This window comes from Bradyrhizobium sp. IC4059 (assembly GCF_020193615.1).
Classification (GTDB): domain Bacteria; phylum Pseudomonadota; class Alphaproteobacteria; order Rhizobiales; family Xanthobacteraceae; genus Bradyrhizobium; species Bradyrhizobium yuanmingense.
Genome location: NZ_JADYVH010000012.1, coordinates 158,049 through 175,748 on the forward strand (window position 1 = coordinate 158,049; position 17,700 = coordinate 175,748).

Here is a 17,700-nt window from a genome sequence, read left to right on the forward strand (position 1 = left end):
GTTGAGGCCGGGACCGCCGGCGGTTGCCAAACCGGACGATGCATGGTCCTCATGGCGCATGACCCAGCGCCTGCCGCCTTCGCTCACGCCGCTCGACACCGCGCTCGCCGCGCTGCTACGGGGCGTTGATCCCGTCGCGCCGATGGAGGTGCCGCTGGCGGACGCAATCGGCTGCATCGCGGCGGGTGCGCCGCTGCTTGCCGCCTATCCTTCCCGGGATGTTGCGGCCGTAGATGGTTGGGCGCTATCTGCCAACGATCTCGTCGGGGCGTCCGCTTACTCGCCCGTGCCGCTGGCAATGGCTCCTGCATGGGTCGAGGCGGGCGAGGCGATGCCGGCGGGATGCGACTGCGTGCTCGATGCCGACGCCGTGGAGACGTCGGGGCCGCTTGCCCAGGTGCTCGCAGAGGGCGCGCCGGGGCAGGGTGTCAGGCGCGCAGGCAGCGACATCACCGCGCGTAGGGCCGTGGGGGACGCCGGCCATCCCATCCGTGCGGCGGACCTGTTGCTGGCGCGTGCGGCGGGCGGGGACAAACTCGCCGTGAGGCGGCCGCGGCTGCGCATAGTCAATGTGCCGGGTGGGACGGTCGCGGCGCAGACGATTGCCGGGATCGCGCACACAGCGGGACTGGATGTGGAAACGCGTCCAGCGCGTGCGCGCGATGCAGCGTCGATTGCCGATGCGCTCGATGCGTCCTCCTGCGATGTCCTGCTGACCATCGGCGGCAGCGGCGTCGGCCGCCAGGACGCCGCCATCGCCGCCCTCGCCCGGCGCGGCGAGGTGATGGCGCACGGCCTTGCGCTGCAGCCGGGACGCACCGCTGCGGTCGGACGGCTGGGACGGGTTCCCGTCGTCGCCTTGCCCGGCTCGCCCGATTCCGCGCTTGCAGCTTGGCTTGCACTCGCGCTGCCGCTCGCGGACCGTTTGTCGGCGCGTCGGCCGCGTCGAAAAGTGTCGCTGCCGCTTGCGCGAAAGATCGCCTCCAGCGTCGGCATCACGGAGATCGCTTTGCTGGCTGAGGAACATCGTGCCTGGATGCCGCTTGCCGTGGGCGAATGGCCGCTTCAGGCCATCGCCCGTGCGGACGCATGGCTGCTCATTTCCGCCAGCGACGAGGGATTTGCGGCAGGTACGCCGATCGATGCGTATCTGATGCGGGCGTGATAAGGGTTCTGGCATGACGATGATCCCGAAATCACCGGACCGCAGCGCGCTCGAGCAGGAGCAGTTCCTCAAGATCCTGTCGCGCGAAGAGGCCTTGGCGCGCTTCGAGGCGGCCTTGTTCCCGCGCGCGCTTCGAACTGAAACGCGCAAGCTCGCAGCCGCGCTGGGCGCTGCCCTCGCCGAAGATATCACGGCAACGATCGACGTGCCGCCGTTCGACCGCTCCAATGTCGACGGCTTTGCCGTGCGCTCCGCCGACCTTGCGGCGGCCGGCGAGGGCGCGCCCGTGCGCCTCGCGCTGAATGGCGAGACCGTTCATTGCGGGACCGCGCCGACGCTGCAGGTGGCGGCCGGAACCGCAACGGCGATCGCCACCGGGGGTCCGTTGCCGCGCGGCGCCGATGCCGTGGTCATGGTCGAGCACACCCAGCCTGCCGGCCAGGATGCGATCGATGTCCGTCGCGCCGTGTCGCCGGGGCAATTCGTCTCGTATGCCGGGTCCGACATTGCGCGCGGCGAGGCGCTGCTGCGCGCCGGCACCATCATCGGCTCGCGCGAGATCGGCATGCTGGCGGCTTGCGGCATCGCCGAGGTGGGTGTCGCGCGCAGGCCGCGGGTTGCCGTGATCTCCACCGGCGATGAGCTGGTTCAGCCCGGCGAGGTGCTCGGGCCCGCCGAGATCTACGATACCAATGGCGCCATCGTCGCGGCCGCGGTCGACGAAAACGGTGGCGAGGCCGTCTTCCTCGGCGCTGTTCCGGACGACGAAGCCAGGCTCGAAGCCGCCATGCGCAACGCGCTTGCGGAAGCCGACATGCTGGTGCTCTCGGGCGGCACGTCGAAAGGCGCGGGCGACCTCTCTCATCGCATCATCAGCCGGCTCGGCGCACCCGGCATCATCGCCCATGGCGTCGCGCTCAAGCCCGGCAAGCCGTTGTGTCTTGCGGTGTGCGACGGCAAGCCTGTCGTGATCCTGCCGGGTTTTCCGACTTCGGCGATGTTCACCTTCCACGACATGATCGTGCCGGTGCTGCGCAGGATGGCCGGACTGCCGCCGCGCTCCGATGCCAAGGTGAACGCGACCGTGCCGGTACGCATCGCTTCCGAGCTCGGCCGTACCGAATTCGTCATGGTCTCGCTGGTTGAGGGCAGGGAGGGCCTCATCGCCTATCCCTCCGGCAAGGGGTCTGGTGCGATCACGTCCTTTGCTCAGGCGGACGGCTTTCTGCGCATCGACGCACTTGCCGACCAGATGCCGGCCGGCACCGAGACCGAGGTGACGCTGTTCACGCCGCATGTGCGCGTGCCGGATCTCGTCATCGTCGGCAGCCATTGCACCGGCCTCGATCTCGTCACCGCACAGCTCGCGCATGCTGGTCTCACCGTGCGCTCGATCGCGGTCGGCAGCCTCGGCGGGCTTGCAGCAGCCAAACGTGGCGAATGCGATCTCGCGCCGATCCACCTGTTCGACGACAGAAGCGAGACCTACAACACGCCCTATCTCGTCGAAGGTCTCGAGCTCGTGCCAGGCTGGCGGCGGATGCAGGGCATCGTCTTCCGAAAGGACGACAAACGTTTCCAAGGTCTTGGTGCAAAGGACGCCGTTGCGGCGGCGCTCGCTGATCCCGCCTGCATCATGGTCAACCGCAACCAGGGCGCCGGCACGCGCATCCTGATCGACCGGCTGCTCGGCGGCGCGCGTCCGGAAGGCTACTGGAACCAGCCGCGTTCGCACAATGCGGTAGCGGCGGCCGTGGCGCAGCACCGCGCCGACTGGGGCATGACCATCGCGCCGGTCGCCTATGCGGCCGGCCTCGATTTCATTCCGCTCGCCGAAGAGCATTATGACTTCGCGCTGGTGAGTGCGCGAAAGCAACGGCCGGCAGTGCAGGCGTTTCTCGACGCACTCGGCTCGAACGAGGTACGCGCGTCGCTCGCGCGAGCGGGCTTCCGGCCCGCATAGACGAGGGACCACGACGCGTTCGAGCCATGAGAGGTCTACGGCTACGATGCCTGGTCGGTACGGCTGGCGGCCTGAGCGGCCTGCTCTCGCTTGCGCTCACGATCCTCGGCCTCGGCAAGCGCGCGCCGCGCGGCGGGTGGCAGCGGCTTTGGATCCGGCGGCACCTCGACGATGTCAGGCTTGCTCAGCTGCCTCGTGCGATCGATCGTCTCGGAGAGATCGAAGACGAAGTCGACGAATTCGAAGATCGTATTCAAGAGAGGGGCGGCCATGGCTTCGTCCGGGGAATGTCCAGACCTGTGGTCGCTCCCGTTCCAGGTCCGGTTCAAGACGTCATGAACCTGGCGGGGCGCCGCAGCGACCAAGGAACATGAGCCAGGTCATGACTGCATCGACGCCCCTCAAATTCCGCAAGATCGCTGCTCTCGTCGCGGCGGCCGGCACGCTGTTCTGGCTCTACACCTTCCATTACATCGCGAATGTCCCGCCCGGGGACGGCAGCGGCTTTCAATGGCTCGCGGTGTTTCCGCTGGGCATGGTTTTCGGGGCGTTCTTCCTGCCGGCCTGGGTGCTGGTTGCGATCGGCCGTTTGCCGCGCTTCACCACTGCCGTCGGCATTTGCGGCCTGATCGCCTTCGCGATCATCTGGGCGCAGCTCCTCAACGAGTTTCCGAAATCATAGAGTCGCTAAGACGCGTCATCCAGCGCCGCCAGCCGCTCGGCCTCGGCGATGTCCTCGACCGTGTTGGCATTGAAGAACGGATCGAGCGGCTCGTTCGGCCAGGTCACCGTTGCGAGCGGATAGCGCGCGGTCCAGCGGTCGATCTTGCGGAGGTCTTCGTCCACGAGCGCGTGGCGCAGCTCCTCGCGCAAGGCGACGCGCCACAGGCCGATCACCGGATGCGACTGCTCGCCTGAGGCTGCGACCGCAAGCTGCGCATTCTCACGCGCGCGCGCCTCATGCAGGCGCGCGACGAGGTCGCGCGGCAGGAACGGGCAGTCGCCGGCGGCGCTGAGCACCCATTCGATCTGCGGCCGGTTCGCCGCGGCCCAGTCGAGCGCCGCGAGGATGCCGGCGAGGGGACCCGGGAAGCCGGGCACGTCGTCGGCGACGACCTGCAAGCCGTACGCGGCAAAGCGGGCGGGATCGCCGTTGGCATTGAGAATCAGTCCGCTGCACTGGGACGCAAGGCGCGCGATCACGCGTTCCAGAATGGTGCGGCCGCCGATGGTGCGCATCGGCTTGTCGCCGCCGCCCATGCGCCGCGCGAGCCCACCGGCGAGTAGCACGCCGAGAGTCGGCGGAACACGCGCCGCGGAAATGTCAGTCGTCACCGCCTTCACCCTTGCGCTTGTGCTTGGCCGATTCCTCTTCGACATAAGCGAGGTTCTGGTCGTAGACGATACGCTCTTCGCCTGCGAGCGCGATGAAGCGTTTGCCGCGGGTGCGCCCGACCAGCGTCAGGCCGACCTGCCTTGCCAGATCGACACCCCAGGCGGTGAAGCCGGAGCGCGACACCAGGATCGGAATGCCCATGCGCACCGTCTTGATCACCATCTCGGAGGTGAGGCGCCCCGTGGTGTAGAGGATCTTGTCGGACGCGTCGACGCCGTGGCGGTACATCCAGCCCGCGATCTTATCGACGGCGTTGTGGCGGCCGACATCCTCGGTGTAGCAGAGCGGGGTCCCTTCCTTGCACAGCACACAGCCGTGGATCGCGCCGGCCTCCAGATAAAGCGAGGGCATGGTGTTGATGGTCTGCGTCATCTGGTAGAGCCAGGAGGTGCGCAGCTCTGCCTTAGGCAGCGCGACGCTCTCGACCGCCTCCAAGAGGTCGCCGAAGGCGGTGCCCTGCGCGCAGCCGGAGGTCTGCGTGCGCTTCTTCAGCTTGGCTTCGAAATTGGTGTGGTGTGAGGTGCGCACGACGACCACCTGGAGGTCGTCGTCGTACTCGACCTCGGTGACCACGTCGTTATATTTCAGCATGTTCTGGTTCAGCAGATAGCCGAGCGCCAGATATTCCGGGTAGTCGCCGATCGTCATCATGGTGACGATCTCCTGCGCGTTCAAATAGAGCGTCAGCGGCCGCTCCATGGGTACCTTGATCTCGACCCTGGCGCCGGTCTGGTCGGTGCCGGTCACGCTCTGGGTCAGGCGCGGGTCGTCCGGATTGGGGACGATCAGGGGCACCGGGGCTTTGTCGATCTTCATCATGGCGGCGAGGTTAGCATGACATTCGGGTCAAGCCGATATAAGCATGGCGGGGAGAGAGCGAAATGCCACCTTGTCGTCATTGCGAGCGCAGCGAAGCAATCCAGGATCTTTCCGCAGCGGCAGTCTGGATTGCTTCGCTGCGCTCCCAATGAGGGGAGGGGATGGTGGTTCCATCGGCGAGCGCTGGTTGCTGGAAAAGAGAGCTGGAATGAAAGTCATCGGCCTTGCAGGCTGGAGCGGTGCGGGCAAGACAACGCTGTTGACGCGGCTGATCCCGCATTTCGACGCGCAGGGCCTGCGCGTCTCCGTGATCAAGCATGCGCATCACCAGTTCGACGTCGACGTGCCCGGCAAGGATTCCTGGCGCCATCGCGAGGCCGGCGCGGCGGAGGTTCTGGTGGCCTCGTCGAAACGCTGGGCGCTGATGCATGAGCTGCGCGGGGCGGCGGAGCCGCGGCTGCCGGAGCTGCTCGACAAGCTCTCCGCGGTCGATCTCGTCGTGGTCGAGGGATTCAAGCGCGAGCCGCACCGCAAGATCGAGGTGCATCGTGCCGCCAACGGCAAGCCGCTGCTGTTTCCGGACGATCCCGGAATTGCCGGGATTGCGACCGACGTCGCGATTGACACGAGGCTCCCGACTGTCCATCTCGACGATATCGAAGGCGCGGCGGCATTGATGCTACGGGCGGCGATGCCGGTCGAGGAAGCGGTAGCAAGAAGCGCCGCGACACGCTGACGAGGCACCATGGCGCAACTGTCGGACGATTGCTTTGCCTTCGGCGGCCCGATGATGTCGGTCGACGAAGCCGTCGGCCTCATCACGACGCGCGTCAACGCCATCGTCGATCTCGAGACGGTGGCGCTGGTCGATGCCGACGGGCGCGTGCTCGCGCGCGATGTGGCCGCGCCTTTGCCGCTGCCGCCGTTCACCAACTCCGCCGTCGACGGTTACGCCGTGCGCAACGCCGACCTTCCGGCAAGCGCAGAGCAGGCCTTCCCGCTCGACGGCCGCATCCAGGCCGGCGGCCCTGCGGAAGCGCCGATCAAGCCCGGCCACACCGCGCGCATCTTCACCGGCGCCCCGATGCCGCCGGATGCGGAGACCGTCTTCATGCAGGAGGACGTCCGCATCGATGCTTCAGGCAGGATCGTGCTGCCGCCGGGGCTGAAGCCCGGCGCAAATGTGCGGCCCGCAGGCGAGGACATTCCCCAAGGTCAGGTCGCGCTGCGCGCCGGCCAGCGCCTGCGGCCGCAGCACGTCGCCCTTGCCGCCGCGTTCGGCCTGACAAGGCTCGACGTCGTCAGGCGCATCCGTGTCGCCGTGTTCTCGACCGGCGACGAGCTCGCCTCGCCCGGCGAGCCGCGCGCCGCCTCGCAATTGTTCGATTCCAACCGCTTCATGCTGATGGCGATGCTGCGGCGGCTGGGCTGCGAGGTCAGCGATCTCGGCATTCTGCGCGATGAGCGAGCGTCGCTGGCGCGCGGCCTGAAGCAGGTCGCAGGCGGCCATGACCTGATCCTCACCACCGGCGGCGTCTCGACCGGCGAGGAGGATCACGTCAAGGCGGCGGTGGAGAGCATCGGCTCGCTGGTGCTGTGGCGGATGGCGATCAAGCCCGGCCGTCCCGTGGCGATGGGCATCATCGGCGGCACACCGTTGATCGGACTGCCCGGCAATCCCGTCGCGAGCTTCGTGACATTCGTCCATGTGGTGCGACCGACGGCGTTGGCGCTGTCGGGCGCCTTGCCGGAGCCGCTCTTGGCGATCCCGCTGCGCGCGGCGTTCACCTACAAGAAGAAGGCCGGCCGGCGTGAATATGTGCGCGCCTCGCTGCGGCGCGCGCAGGACGGCGGGCTCGAGGCGATCAAGTTCCCGCGCGAAGGGGCAGGGCTCCTATCCTCGGTGGTCGAGACCGATGGCCTCGTCGAACTCGGCGAGGACATCACGAATGTCGAGCCGGGGCAGGATGTCGGCTTCCTGCCCTACGCCAGCCTGATCTGATGCCGCCTAACGTTGACGCAGCCGCTGCGCCTCGCCATGGTGCGGCCATGACCAGGACGACACTTGATCTCACCGGGTTGAAATGCCCGTTGCCGGCCCTCAAGACGCGGAAGGCGCTCAAGCCGCTCAAGGCAGGGGACCAGCTCGAAGTTCACTGCACCGATCCGCTCTCTGTGATCGATATTCCCAATCTCATCCGCGAGACCGGCGACAAGGTCGAGATCACCGAGCGCAACGAGACACGCATCGTGTTCCTGGTCGAAAAGAGCGACGCCCCGTAGAAAGGGGAATGTTCACGGCGACGGCCTTTGCGCTCCCGCCGCGCCTCAAGCGACGTCGATAGGACTTCGCTATCGCAGCATGAGACGCCTTTATTGATCTCCCGGCCAATTCGGGCTTGGCTCGGCCTTGCTCAAGAACGCAGGGCCGGTGCTGGGCTCTGTTGAGCCGTGCAGCGTAACCACTTCCGCGAGCGTGATAATTTTCTTGGCATCTGGCATGCCAGAGGATAGAAGTGGAGTTCTGATAAGGACGAGATCGAGACGAAGCGATGAGCCACGAGGACGTGCACAAGGTCCGCTCCTTCGAGCATCCCGGTGAGGGACGCCGACGCGCCAAGGCGACCCCCAAGGGGCGGCAGGTCGATCCCACGGCCGCGCACGAGATCGAGCTGTTGCTCGGCGACAGGCCGCGACGGCGTGATCTGTTGATCGAATATCTGCACCTGATCCAGGACAAGTATCACCAGATCTCGGCGGCGCATCTGGCCGCGCTCGCCGACGAGATGAAGCTCGCCTTCGCCGAGGTGTTCGAGACTGCGACCTTCTACGCGCATTTCGACGTGGTGAAGGAAGGCGAGCCCGACATTCCCCCGCTGACGATCCGGGTATGCGATTCGCTCACCTGCGCGATGCTTGGCGGCGAGAACCTGCTCGAAGATCTGCAGAGCGCGTCAGGTCCCGGCATCCGCGTCGTGCGCGCGCCCTGCGTTGGACGCTGCGACACAGCGCCGGCCGCCGAGGTCGGGCACAATTTCGTCGACCACGCGACCGTCGCCGATGTGATGGCGGCGGCAAAGGCCGGCGATACTCATACGCATCTGCCCAAATATACCGAGTACGATGCCTACGTCGCGGGTGGCGGCTACAAGCTGCTCAATCGTCTGCGCTCCGGCGAGTTGTCGAAGGACGATCTCCTGAAGGCGCTCGACGACGCTTCGCTGCGCGGCCTTGGCGGCGCCGGCTTCCCGACCGGGCGCAAATGGCGCGCGGTGCTCGGCGAGCCCGGGCCGCGGCTGATGGCGATCAACGGCGACGAGGGCGAGCCCGGCACGTTCAAGGACCGCTATTATCTCGAAACCGATCCGCATCGCTTCATCGAGGGCATGTTGATCGGCGCTCACGTGGTGCAGGCGAGCGACGTCTACATCTATCTGCGCGACGAATATCCGGCCTCGCGCGAGATCCTCCAGCGCGAGATCGCAAAGCTTCCGTCGAGCGGCCCGACGCTGCATCTGCGGCGCGGCGCCGGCGCCTACATCTGCGGCGAGGAATCCTCGCTGCTGGAGAGCATCGAGGGCAAGCGCGGCCTGCCCCGGCACAAGCCGCCTTACCCGTTCCAGGTGGGCCTGTTCGGCCTGCCGACGCTGATCAACAATATCGAGACGCTGTGGTGGGTGCGCGACATCGTCGAGAAGGGCGCCGATTGGTGGAAGGGCCATGGCCGCCACGAGCGTCACGGCCTGCGCAGCTTCTCGGTCTCGGGCCGCGTCAAGAATCCCGGCATGAAGCTCGCGCCCGCGGGCATCACCGTGCGCGAGCTGATCGAGGAATATTGCGGCGGCATGGCCGACGGCCACCAGTTCTACGCCTATCTGCCGGGCGGTGCGTCCGGCGGCATTTTGCCTGCAGCGATGGACGACATCCCGCTCGATTTCGGCACGCTGGAGAAATACGGCTGCTTCATCGGCTCGGCTGCGATCGTGATCCTGTCGCACAAGGACAGCGTGCGGTCGGCCGCACTGAACCTGATGAAGTTCTTCGAGGACGAGAGCTGCGGCCAGTGCACGCCGTGCCGCGTCGGTACCCAGAAGGCGGCGCTGCTGATGCAAAGGCCGGTCTGGAACCGTGCCTTGCTGGAAGAATTGAGCCAGGCGATGCGCGATGCCTCGATCTGCGGGCTCGGACAGGCGGCATCGAATCCGCTGTCTTCCGTGATCAAATATTTCCCTGACGAGTTCAAGGAAGCCGCCGAATGACCAAGATCACGTTCGAACTCGACGGCAAGCAGGTCGAGGCCAAGCCCGGCGAGACCATCTGGCAGGTCGCAAAGCGCCAGGGCCGCGACATTCCGCACCTCTGCTATTCGCCGGCGCCGGACTATCGCCCCGACGGCAATTGCCGCGCCTGCATGGTCGAGATCGAGGGCGAGCGCGTGCTGGCTGCGTCCTGCAAGCGCACGCCGTCGGTCGGCATGAAGGTGAAGACCGAGAGCGCCCGCGCGACTGCTGCGCAGAAGATGGTGATGGAGCTGCTGGTCGCAGACCAGCCGGCGCGCGAAATCAGCCACGACCCGGAGTCGAAGTTCTGGCACTGGGCCGAGACGACAGGCGTCACCGAGAGCCGCTTTCCCGCCGCCGAGCGCTGGGCCACCGATGCCAGCCATCCGGCGATGCGCGTCAATCTCGATGCCTGCATCCAGTGCGGCCTGTGCGTGCGCGCCTGCCGCGAGGTCCAGGTCAACGACGTCATCGGCATGGCCTACCGCAATGCCGGCGCCAAGATCGTGTTCGACTTCGACGATCCCATGGGCGAATCCACTTGCGTTGCCTGCGGCGAATGCGTGCAGGCCTGCCCGACCGGCGCCTTGATGCCGGCCGTGATGCTCGACGACAAGCAGACGCGCGTCACCTATGCCGACAAGAAGGTCGATTCGCTCTGCCCGTTCTGCGGCGTCGGCTGCCAGGTCACCTATGAGGTCAAGGACGAGAAGGTGATCTATGCGGAAGGCCGCGACGGCCCCGCCAATCACAATCGTCTCTGCGTGAAGGGCCGCTTCGGCTTCGACTACATCCACCATCCGCATCGCCTGACGAAGCCGCTGGTGCGGTTGCCGAACGCGAAAAAGGATGCGAACGATCAGGTCGATCCGGCCAATCCGTTCACGCATTTCCGCGAGGCGAGCTGGGAGGAAGCGCTCGACATCGCCGCCAAGGGCCTCGTCAAGATCCGCGACGAGAAGGGCGTGAAGGCGCTGGCCGGCTTCGGCTCGGCCAAGGGCTCGAACGAAGAGGCCTATCTGTTCCAGAAGCTGGTGCGCACCGGCTTCGGCTCCAACAACGTCGATCACTGCACGCGCCTCTGCCACGCTTCGTCGGTCGCGGCGCTGTTCGAAGGCCTCAGCTCGGGCGCGGTGTCGGCACCGTTCTCTGCCGCCATGGACGCCGAGGTCATCATCGTGATCGGCGCCAATCCGACTGTGAACCATCCGGTTGCGGCGACCTTCATCAAGAACGCGGTCAAGCAGAACGGCGCAAAACTGTTCGTTATGGATCCGCGCCGGCAGTCGCTGTCGCGGCATGCGACCAAGCATCTGCAGTTCAAGCCCGGCTCCGACGTCGCCATGCTGAACGCGATGATCAACACGATCATCACTGAGGGCCTGACCGACGACCAGTACATCGCCGGCTACACCGAGGGTTTCGAGGACCTCAAGGAGAAGATCAAGGAGTTCACGCCGGAGAAGATGGAGCCGATCTGCGGCGTCCCGGCGCAGACCTTGCGCGAGGTGGCGCGCACCTATGCGCGCGCGAAATCGTCGATCATCTTCTGGGGTATGGGCATCAGCCAGCACGTCCACGGCACCGACAATGCGCGCTGCCTGATCGCGCTCGCGCTGATCACCGGCCAGGTCGGCCGTCCCGGCACCGGCCTGCATCCGCTGCGCGGCCAGAACAACGTGCAAGGCGCCTCCGATGCCGGCCTGATCCCGATGTTCCTGCCGGACTACCAGCCGGTCGGCCGCGATGATTTGCGGGGCGCCTTCGAAAAGCTCTGGCAGCAGGATCTCGATCCCGTCCGCGGCCTGACCGTGGTCGAGATCATGAACGCGATCCATGCCGGCGAGATCACGGGCATGTATATCGAGGGCGAGAATCCCGCGATGTCCGATCCCGATCTGCAGCACGCGCGCCATGCGCTGGCGATGCTCGATCATCTCGTGGTGCAGGACCTCTTCGTCACCGAGACCGCCTTCCATGCCGACGTGATCCTGCCGGCCTCGGCTTTCGCCGAGAAGGACGGCTCCTTCACCAACACCGACCGCCGCGTGCAGCTGGCGCGTCAGGTGATCAAGCCGCCCGGCGATGCGCGCCAGGATCTCTGGATCATCCAGGAGATCGGCAAGCGCATGGGCCTGCCGTGGAACTATGCCGGACCCGGCGACGTCTTCACCGAGATGGCAGAGCTGATGCCGTCGCTGAAGAACATCACCTGGGAGCGGCTGGTGCGCGAAGGCGCGGTGACCTATCCGGTCGACGCTCCGGACAAGCCGGGCAACGAGATCATCTTCACCACGGGCTTCCCGACCGCGAGCGGCCGCGGCAAGATCGTGCCGGCCAAGGTCATCCCGCCGGACGAGATTCCCGACGACGAATATCCGATGGTGCTCTCGACCGGCCGCGTGCTGGAGCACTGGCACACCGGCTCGATGACGCGCCGCGCCCAGGTGCTCGACCAGATCGAGCCCGAGGCGGTCGCGTTCATGTCGCCAAAGGACATGCGCAAGAAGAAGCTGGTGCCCGGCGATTTCATTCGCCTGGAGACCCGCCGTGGCGCCGTCGAGGTCAAGGTCCGCTCCGACCGCGACGTGCCGGAGAACATGGTGTTCATGCCGTTCTGCTACGCCGAGGCGGCGGCGAACCTGCTCACCAACCCGGCGCTGGACCCGTTCGGCAAGATCCCGGAGTTCAAGTTCTGCGCAGCGCGGGCCGAGCGCGCCGTGATGCGTGACGCGGCGGAGTAGGGGACGTCATGGGTGGGGCGCATGGTGCCCACACCGTCATTGCGAGCGAAGCGAAGCAATCTAGACTGCCTCCGCGGCAAGATTCTGGATTGCTTCGTCGCTTCGCTCCTCGCAATGACGGTGCTACATGTGACGCATGTCCAAAGTCACCCCCGCGACACGCGCACTCACGGCCGCCGGTGTTGCTTTCACGGTTCACACCTACGACTATGACCCCGACGCCGAGAGCATCGGGCTCCAGGCGGCGGCCGCGCTCGGCGAGGAGCCGGCGCGCGTCCTGAAGACGCTGATGGCGCTGGTCGACGGCAAGCCGGTGTGCGTGGTCGTGCCGTCCGACCAGGAGGTCTCGATGAAGAAGCTGGCGGCGGCGGCGAGCGGCAAGTCGGCGCAGATGATGAAGCCGCCCGAGGCCGAGCGCGTCACCGGCTACAAGGTCGGCGGCATCAGCCCGTTCGGGCAGCGCAAGCCTGTGCGCACCGTCATCGAGCAGAGCGCGCTTGCGCATGATCTCGTCTATCTCAATGGAGGCCAGCGCGGCTTGCAGGTCCGGCTGAAGCCGGCCGATGCGCGGGACGTCCTGAAGGCCGTGGTGGCGGATGTGCTGGCGTGAGCGCGATGGAGCGGGATCATGAGGCGGCTGCTTCTGGCGGGGTTCTGGGTGCTGCTCGGCATCGCTTTCCCGGCAGAGGCACATGAGGTCAATCTCGTCACCGCGCGCGTGGGGCTGAGCCCTGATCGCTCGGTGAGCGTCGAGCTCGGGTTGAAGGGCAGCGATGTCGATCGCCTGATCGGTACGAAGATCTATGATCCGAGACGGGACGCGGTCGATCCTGTCGCGGTCGAAGCGGCCAAGCCCGCGATCCTTGCCTATATGGGCACGCACCTGGCTGTCACAGGTGGTGCCAAGGCCTGTGTTGCCGGAGATGCCGCGATCTTGGCCGACGGCGACGGCGTCGTCTATCGCAACAGCTTTGCCTGCGCCGACGCTGCCGGCGATCTCATCTATCGCTCCACCGTGCTGACCGAGAAGGACAAGGCTGCTCGACAAATCGTGCTGATTGCGCAGGGGCGGTCGGAAACGCAGGCCTTGCTCGACGCCGGCAACACGACGGTCACGCTTTCAACCGCGCCGCCGTCGCTGTGGTCGACGATGCAGCGCTATGTCATCACCGGCATCGAGCACATCTTCCTCGGTTACGATCACATCGCATTCCTGATCGCGGTGGTGCTGTGGGCGCGACGGCTCATGCCCGTCGTCAAAATCGTGACGGCCTTCACCATTGCCCATTCAATCACCTTGTCGCTGGCCGCGCTCGATGTTCTCGTGATTCCGAGCCGCATCGTGGAGCCGGCGATTGCCGCTTCGATCGTGTTCGTCGCGGTCGAGAACTTCTTTTCGCGCGACATCGACAGGCGCTGGCGCGTGGCTTTTCTGTTCGGCTTGATCCACGGCTTCGGCTTCGCGGGGGTGCTGCGTGACATCGGGTTACCGCCAAACACAGCCGTGCCGGCGCTTGCCGCTTTCAACATCGGCGTCGAGATCGGGCAGGTCGCGATCGTTGCGGTCGCGTTGCCGACCCTCCGTCTCGCCGATCGATGGAGCGGAGGGGACCGGTCCGAACCGGTGAGGGCGGAGGGGCTGGTTTACACGTTCTCTGCCATGATCGGCCTGCTCGGCGGCTATTGGCTGGTCGCGCGCGTCTTCGAAGCTTGAAATCAAGCGGTCTCTCTCGCGCGGTCGGCCTGCTTCCGCCACGGCGCGCGGCCCCACGGCTCCTGCGCACTTGAGTTCGCTCACAAGCCCTGTATAGAAACTGGAATAGAAATAGAATATCGTTCTGTACAATAGAACGAACGCAATTGAGGGACGAGACAATGGAATTCGAACGCGTCCGGCAGGACGACGGCTCACCGGTGCCATTCACGCCCGATGCCGTCATCGAAGCCTTCAAGGCGATTCCCGATTTGCTGATCCGCGACGAGGCCCTCACTGCCCGTGGTCGCTGGCTCGATGTGGATTGCCTGCTCGGGCCGAGCACGCAGCCATTCCACCTCGCCATTCGGGCCGGTCGGATCGTCGACATGGCGCCGGCGCCAGTGCTGATGCGTTCCTGGCGCTTCTCCTATCGCGCGACGCCCGCCGCGTTCGCCGCATATTGGCAACGAATGCCGCCGGCGGGATGGCACGATCTGCTGGCGTTGACCAAGCGCGGGCAGGCGACGCTCGAAGGCGATCTGCATCCGTTCATGGCGTACCTTCAGTATTTCAAGGATCTTCTGGCGCTACCGCGGCGCAGCGGGTTCGGAGGCGCGTCATGAACGGCTTCATCGAGCCGATTGTCGGGCGCTACGTGCACGTCGAGATCGATGGCGAGGTCAACAGGATCTATTTCGAGGAGAACGGCAGCGGCATTCCCCTGGTTTGCCTCCACACCGCCGGCTCCGACGCGCGGCAGTGGCGTCATCTGCTCGTGGACGACGAGTTCACGAGGCATTTCCGAGTCATCACCTTCGACATGCCCTGGCATGGTAAGTCCAATCCCCCGGACAGCCGATATGGCAGCGAATACCGGCTGACCACCGCGAGCTACACGGCGACGATCCGCGCCTTCTGCAGCGCGCTTGGGCTGGAGCGGCCGGTGGTGATGGGTTGCTCGATCGGTGGCCGCATCGTGCTCAATCTCGCCATTGCGCATGCTCACGAGTTTCGCGCTCTGATCGGCCTTGAGGCCGCCGACTTCCAGCAGCCCTGGTACGAAACGACCTGGCTGAACCGGCCCGATGTTCATGGCGGCGAGGTCTGCGCCGCGCTGGTATCGGGATTGATCGCGCCTGGCGGTCCTGAGGGTGCGCGCAACGAGACACTGTGGGGCTACAAGCAGGGCGGACCCGGCATCTTCAAGGGCGATCTTTATTTCTATCGCGTCGATGGCGATCTGCGTGGACGCACCGGCAACATCGACGTCAACCAGTGCCCGCTCTATCTGCTGACCGGCGAGTACGATTTCTCCTGCACGCCGGAGGACACGCTGCGGACCGCCGCCGGGATTCCCGGTGCGAAGGCCACCGTCATGGAGCGGCTTGGCCATTTTCCGATGAGTGAAAACCCAGGCCAGTTCCGCCGCTACATCGCGCCGGTGCTGCAAAACATCCTCGATAAGCAAAAGTCGTAAACGGGAGGCGTATGTTATGAAGTTGCGTTGGATGATTGCGGTCGCTCTGGCCGCGCAGACGAGTGCCGCGGTCGCGGCCGACGATGTCATCAGGATCGGCGTTCTCAACGACCAGTCCGGTGTGTTCGCCGACAATGGAGGGCGGGGCTCGGTCGCCGCCGCAAGGCTCGCCGCGGAGGATTTCGGCAACGAACTCCTCGGCAAGAAGATCGAGATCATTTCGGCCGACCATCAGAACAAGCCGGACATCGCATCGGCAACTGCGCGCAAATGGTTCGACAATGAGGGCGTCGACATGATCGCGGACGGCGCAGCCTCCTCGGCCGGCTTTGCCATCCTGGAAGTCGCCAAGCAGAAGAACAAGATCTTCGTCATCTCGGGTCCGGGCTCGTCCGATTTCACGGGAAAGTCCTGCTCGCCGATCAGCTTCCACTTCAACTACGACACCTACGCGCTGTCGAAGCTGACCAGCGACGCGATCACGCGGGCTGGCGGCAAGACCTGGTACTTCGTGACAGCCGACTACGCCTTCGGTCACGCGCTTCAGCGCGATGCCACGAAGTTCATCGACGTCGCCGGCGGCAAAGTGATCGGCTCGGCCGCGCATCCGCTCGGCACTGCGGATTTTGCGTCCTTTCTGCTGCAGGCGCAGGGATCCAAGGCCGACGTCGTTGGCCTCGCGACGTCGGGCGCGGACGTGCAGACCGCGATCAAGCAGGCTGGTGAGTTCGGCATCGTCGAGGGCGGCCAGAAGCTCGCCGGCCTCCTGGTCTTCATCACGGATGTGAACTCGCTTGGCCTGAAGGTCACGCAGGGTTTGCAGGTGACGACCTCGTTCTACTGGGACCTCAACGAGCAGACCCGGGCCTGGTCGAAGCGCTACTCGACGCTGATGGACGGCAAGGTCGCGAGCATGGTGCAGGCAGGCGTCTACAGCGGCGTCCGACATTACCTCGCCGCCGTCAAGGCAGCGGGCACCACCGATGCAACGGTCGTTGCCGCCAAGATGCACGAGCTGAAGGTCAACGACATGTACAACAAGGACGTTGCGGTCCGCCCCGACGGGCGCGTGCTGCACACGATGTATCTCGTGCAAGTGAAGAAGCCGGAGGAGTCCAAGTACAAGTTCGACTATTACCGGATCGTCGGCTCCAAGCCGGGCGACGAGGTATTCCGGCCGTTGAGCGAAGGCGGCTGCCCGCTGGTAAAGTAACTGCGCCGGCCGGGCGGGACCGGCGTCCGCCCGGCCACACGACTTCGAGGGAGAGTTTAGGAATGTCTGGTTCGATTGGGTTCATCGGTCTTGGCGTCATGGGCGAGCCGATCTGCCGCAACCTGTTGCGCAAGAGCGGCCGGCCGGTGCTTGCCTTCGACCTTGCTGCGGAGCCGTTGGCTCGGGTCGCAGCTGACGGAGCGACGGCGACGACGTCGATCGGGGATGTCGTCGCCGGCGCACAGACGGTCTTCCTGTGCCTGCCCAGCGCCAAGCACGTCATGTCGGTCTTCGAGAGCATCCTGCCGGCGGTCAAGCGCGACCAGACTGTGATCGATCTCGGCACGTCCGACGTCGGCCTGACCCGTTCATTCGCGAAGCAGCTCGCGGAGAAGGGCGCGCTCTGGATCGATGCGCCGATCGCGCGCACCCGCCAGGCAGCCCAGGACGGCACGCTCAGCGTTATGGTCGGCGCGACAGCCGAGCAGTTCGCCGCGGTCGAGCCGCTGATCCGGCATTTTGCGACCGACGTCACTCTCTGTGGCGGAACCGGCGCAGGCCAAGTGACGAAGATCCTCAACAACATGGTGCTGTTCGAGACGGTGAATGCGCTGGCGGAGGCCGTCGCGCTTGCCAAGCACAGCGGCGTCGAGCCGAAGCTGCTGCTGGAGACGTTGTCCAAGGGGTCGGCGGACAGTTTTGCCCTGCGCAATCACGGCATGAAGGCGATCGTCGCCGGGGCGTTTCCGCTGCGGGCGTTCTCCACTGAATATGCAATGAAGGACCTCTCCTATGCGCTGGAGCTCGGCGCGCAGGCTGGGCTCAACCTGCGCGGTGCCGCGCTTATGCGCACCATCTTCCAGGAGACGATCGACAAGGGGATGGGGGATGCTTACTTTCCCGTCATCGCTAAGCTCATCGATCCCTCCGGATTCCCCCAATAGGAA

At 65.7% G+C, this 17,700-nt stretch carries 17 protein-coding genes; 14 read left to right on the plus strand and 3 right to left on the minus strand.

What is annotated here, in order from left to right:
- Positions 1-58: 58 nt before the first annotated feature.
- The gene (locus I6F12_RS30625) at positions 59-1,165 is read left to right on the plus strand and encodes a molybdopterin-binding protein (RefSeq protein WP_036026618.1); all 1,107 of its coding nucleotides are present in this window, start codon (positions 59-61) and stop codon (positions 1,163-1,165) included.
- 13 nt (positions 1,166-1,178) lie between these two features.
- Positions 1,179-3,128 (plus strand): molybdopterin biosynthesis protein, encoded by a 1,950-nt coding sequence (locus tag I6F12_RS30630; RefSeq protein WP_225157918.1) that lies wholly within the window; start codon positions 1,179-1,181, stop codon positions 3,126-3,128.
- A gap of 41 nt (positions 3,129-3,169) precedes the next feature.
- Here the strand turns inward: I6F12_RS30630 and I6F12_RS30635 are convergent, their stop codons facing one another.
- The gene (locus I6F12_RS30635) at positions 3,170-3,400 is read right to left on the minus strand and encodes a hypothetical protein (RefSeq protein ID WP_036011421.1); all 231 of its coding nucleotides are present in this window, start codon (positions 3,398-3,400) and stop codon (positions 3,170-3,172) included.
- A 110-nt stretch (positions 3,401-3,510) separates the two neighbouring features.
- Between I6F12_RS30635 and I6F12_RS30640 the strand changes: the two genes are divergently transcribed.
- Positions 3,511-3,810: a hypothetical protein gene (locus I6F12_RS30640; RefSeq protein WP_225146962.1), complete on the plus strand. Its 300-nt coding sequence runs from the start codon at positions 3,511-3,513 to the stop codon at positions 3,808-3,810.
- Positions 3,811-3,815: 5 nt separating this feature from the next.
- Here I6F12_RS30640 and mobA read toward each other — a convergent pair whose 3' ends face one another.
- Together mobA and fdhD are read right to left on the minus strand one after the other, a co-directional pair.
- A complete protein-coding gene (mobA, locus tag I6F12_RS30645; RefSeq protein WP_225157919.1) occupies positions 3,816-4,472 on the minus strand; it encodes a molybdenum cofactor guanylyltransferase MobA in 657 nt (218 codons plus the stop codon).
- A complete protein-coding gene (gene fdhD, locus I6F12_RS30650; RefSeq protein ID WP_036011418.1) occupies positions 4,453-5,343 on the minus strand; it encodes a formate dehydrogenase accessory sulfurtransferase FdhD in 891 nt (296 codons plus the stop codon). The genes mobA and fdhD overlap by 20 nt, the downstream gene beginning before the upstream one ends.
- Before the next feature lie 208 nt (positions 5,344-5,551).
- On the opposite strand from fdhD, the gene mobB reads away from it, so the two are divergent.
- The 11 genes from mobB to I6F12_RS30705 all read left to right on the plus strand — a co-directional run bounded on the left by mobB (position 5,552) and on the right by I6F12_RS30705 (position 17,697).
- Positions 5,552-6,079 carry a molybdopterin-guanine dinucleotide biosynthesis protein B gene (gene mobB / locus I6F12_RS30655; RefSeq protein ID WP_225135032.1) on the plus strand — a complete coding sequence of 176 codons (528 nt, stop codon included), beginning with the start codon at positions 5,552-5,554 and terminating at the stop codon, positions 6,077-6,079.
- A 9-nt stretch (positions 6,080-6,088) separates the two neighbouring features.
- Positions 6,089-7,345: a gephyrin-like molybdotransferase Glp gene (gene glp / locus I6F12_RS30660; protein ID WP_225157920.1), complete on the plus strand. Its 1,257-nt coding sequence runs from the start codon at positions 6,089-6,091 to the stop codon at positions 7,343-7,345.
- Between the two features lie 47 nt (positions 7,346-7,392).
- Positions 7,393-7,626 carry a sulfurtransferase TusA family protein gene (locus I6F12_RS30665; protein ID WP_225112323.1) on the plus strand — a complete coding sequence of 78 codons (234 nt, stop codon included), beginning with the start codon at positions 7,393-7,395 and terminating at the stop codon, positions 7,624-7,626.
- 269 nt (positions 7,627-7,895) lie between these two features.
- Positions 7,896-9,602, plus strand: coding sequence for an NADH-ubiquinone oxidoreductase-F iron-sulfur binding region domain-containing protein (locus I6F12_RS30670; protein WP_225142397.1), 1,707 nt, complete (start codon positions 7,896-7,898; stop codon positions 9,600-9,602).
- On the plus strand, positions 9,599-12,367 hold the full coding sequence (fdhF, locus tag I6F12_RS30675; protein ID WP_225157921.1) for a formate dehydrogenase subunit alpha: 2,769 nt from the start codon (positions 9,599-9,601) through the stop codon (positions 12,365-12,367). The genes I6F12_RS30670 and fdhF overlap by 4 nt, the downstream gene beginning before the upstream one ends.
- A 136-nt stretch (positions 12,368-12,503) precedes the next feature.
- Positions 12,504-12,977, plus strand: a complete 474-nt coding sequence (ybaK, locus tag I6F12_RS30680) for a Cys-tRNA(Pro) deacylase (RefSeq protein WP_036011401.1) — start codon at positions 12,504-12,506, stop codon at positions 12,975-12,977.
- Between the two features lie 18 nt (positions 12,978-12,995).
- Positions 12,996-14,081, plus strand: coding sequence for a HupE/UreJ family protein (locus I6F12_RS30685; protein ID WP_225157922.1), 1,086 nt, complete (start codon positions 12,996-12,998; stop codon positions 14,079-14,081).
- Positions 14,082-14,242: 161 nt separating this feature from the next.
- A complete protein-coding gene (locus tag I6F12_RS30690) occupies positions 14,243-14,686 on the plus strand; it encodes a hypothetical protein (RefSeq protein WP_036011397.1) in 444 nt (147 codons plus the stop codon).
- Complete coding sequence (locus I6F12_RS30695) at positions 14,683-15,540, plus strand: alpha/beta hydrolase (protein ID WP_109145110.1); 858 nt, start codon at positions 14,683-14,685, stop codon at positions 15,538-15,540. The genes I6F12_RS30690 and I6F12_RS30695 overlap by 4 nt, the downstream gene beginning before the upstream one ends.
- 16 nt (positions 15,541-15,556) lie before the next feature.
- Positions 15,557-16,753, plus strand: coding sequence for an ABC transporter substrate-binding protein (locus I6F12_RS30700; RefSeq protein ID WP_051057080.1), 1,197 nt, complete (start codon positions 15,557-15,559; stop codon positions 16,751-16,753).
- 62 nt (positions 16,754-16,815) lie between these two features.
- Positions 16,816-17,697 (plus strand): NAD(P)-dependent oxidoreductase, encoded by an 882-nt coding sequence (locus I6F12_RS30705; protein WP_225157923.1) that lies wholly within the window; start codon positions 16,816-16,818, stop codon positions 17,695-17,697.
- Positions 17,698-17,700 lie beyond the last annotated feature (3 nt).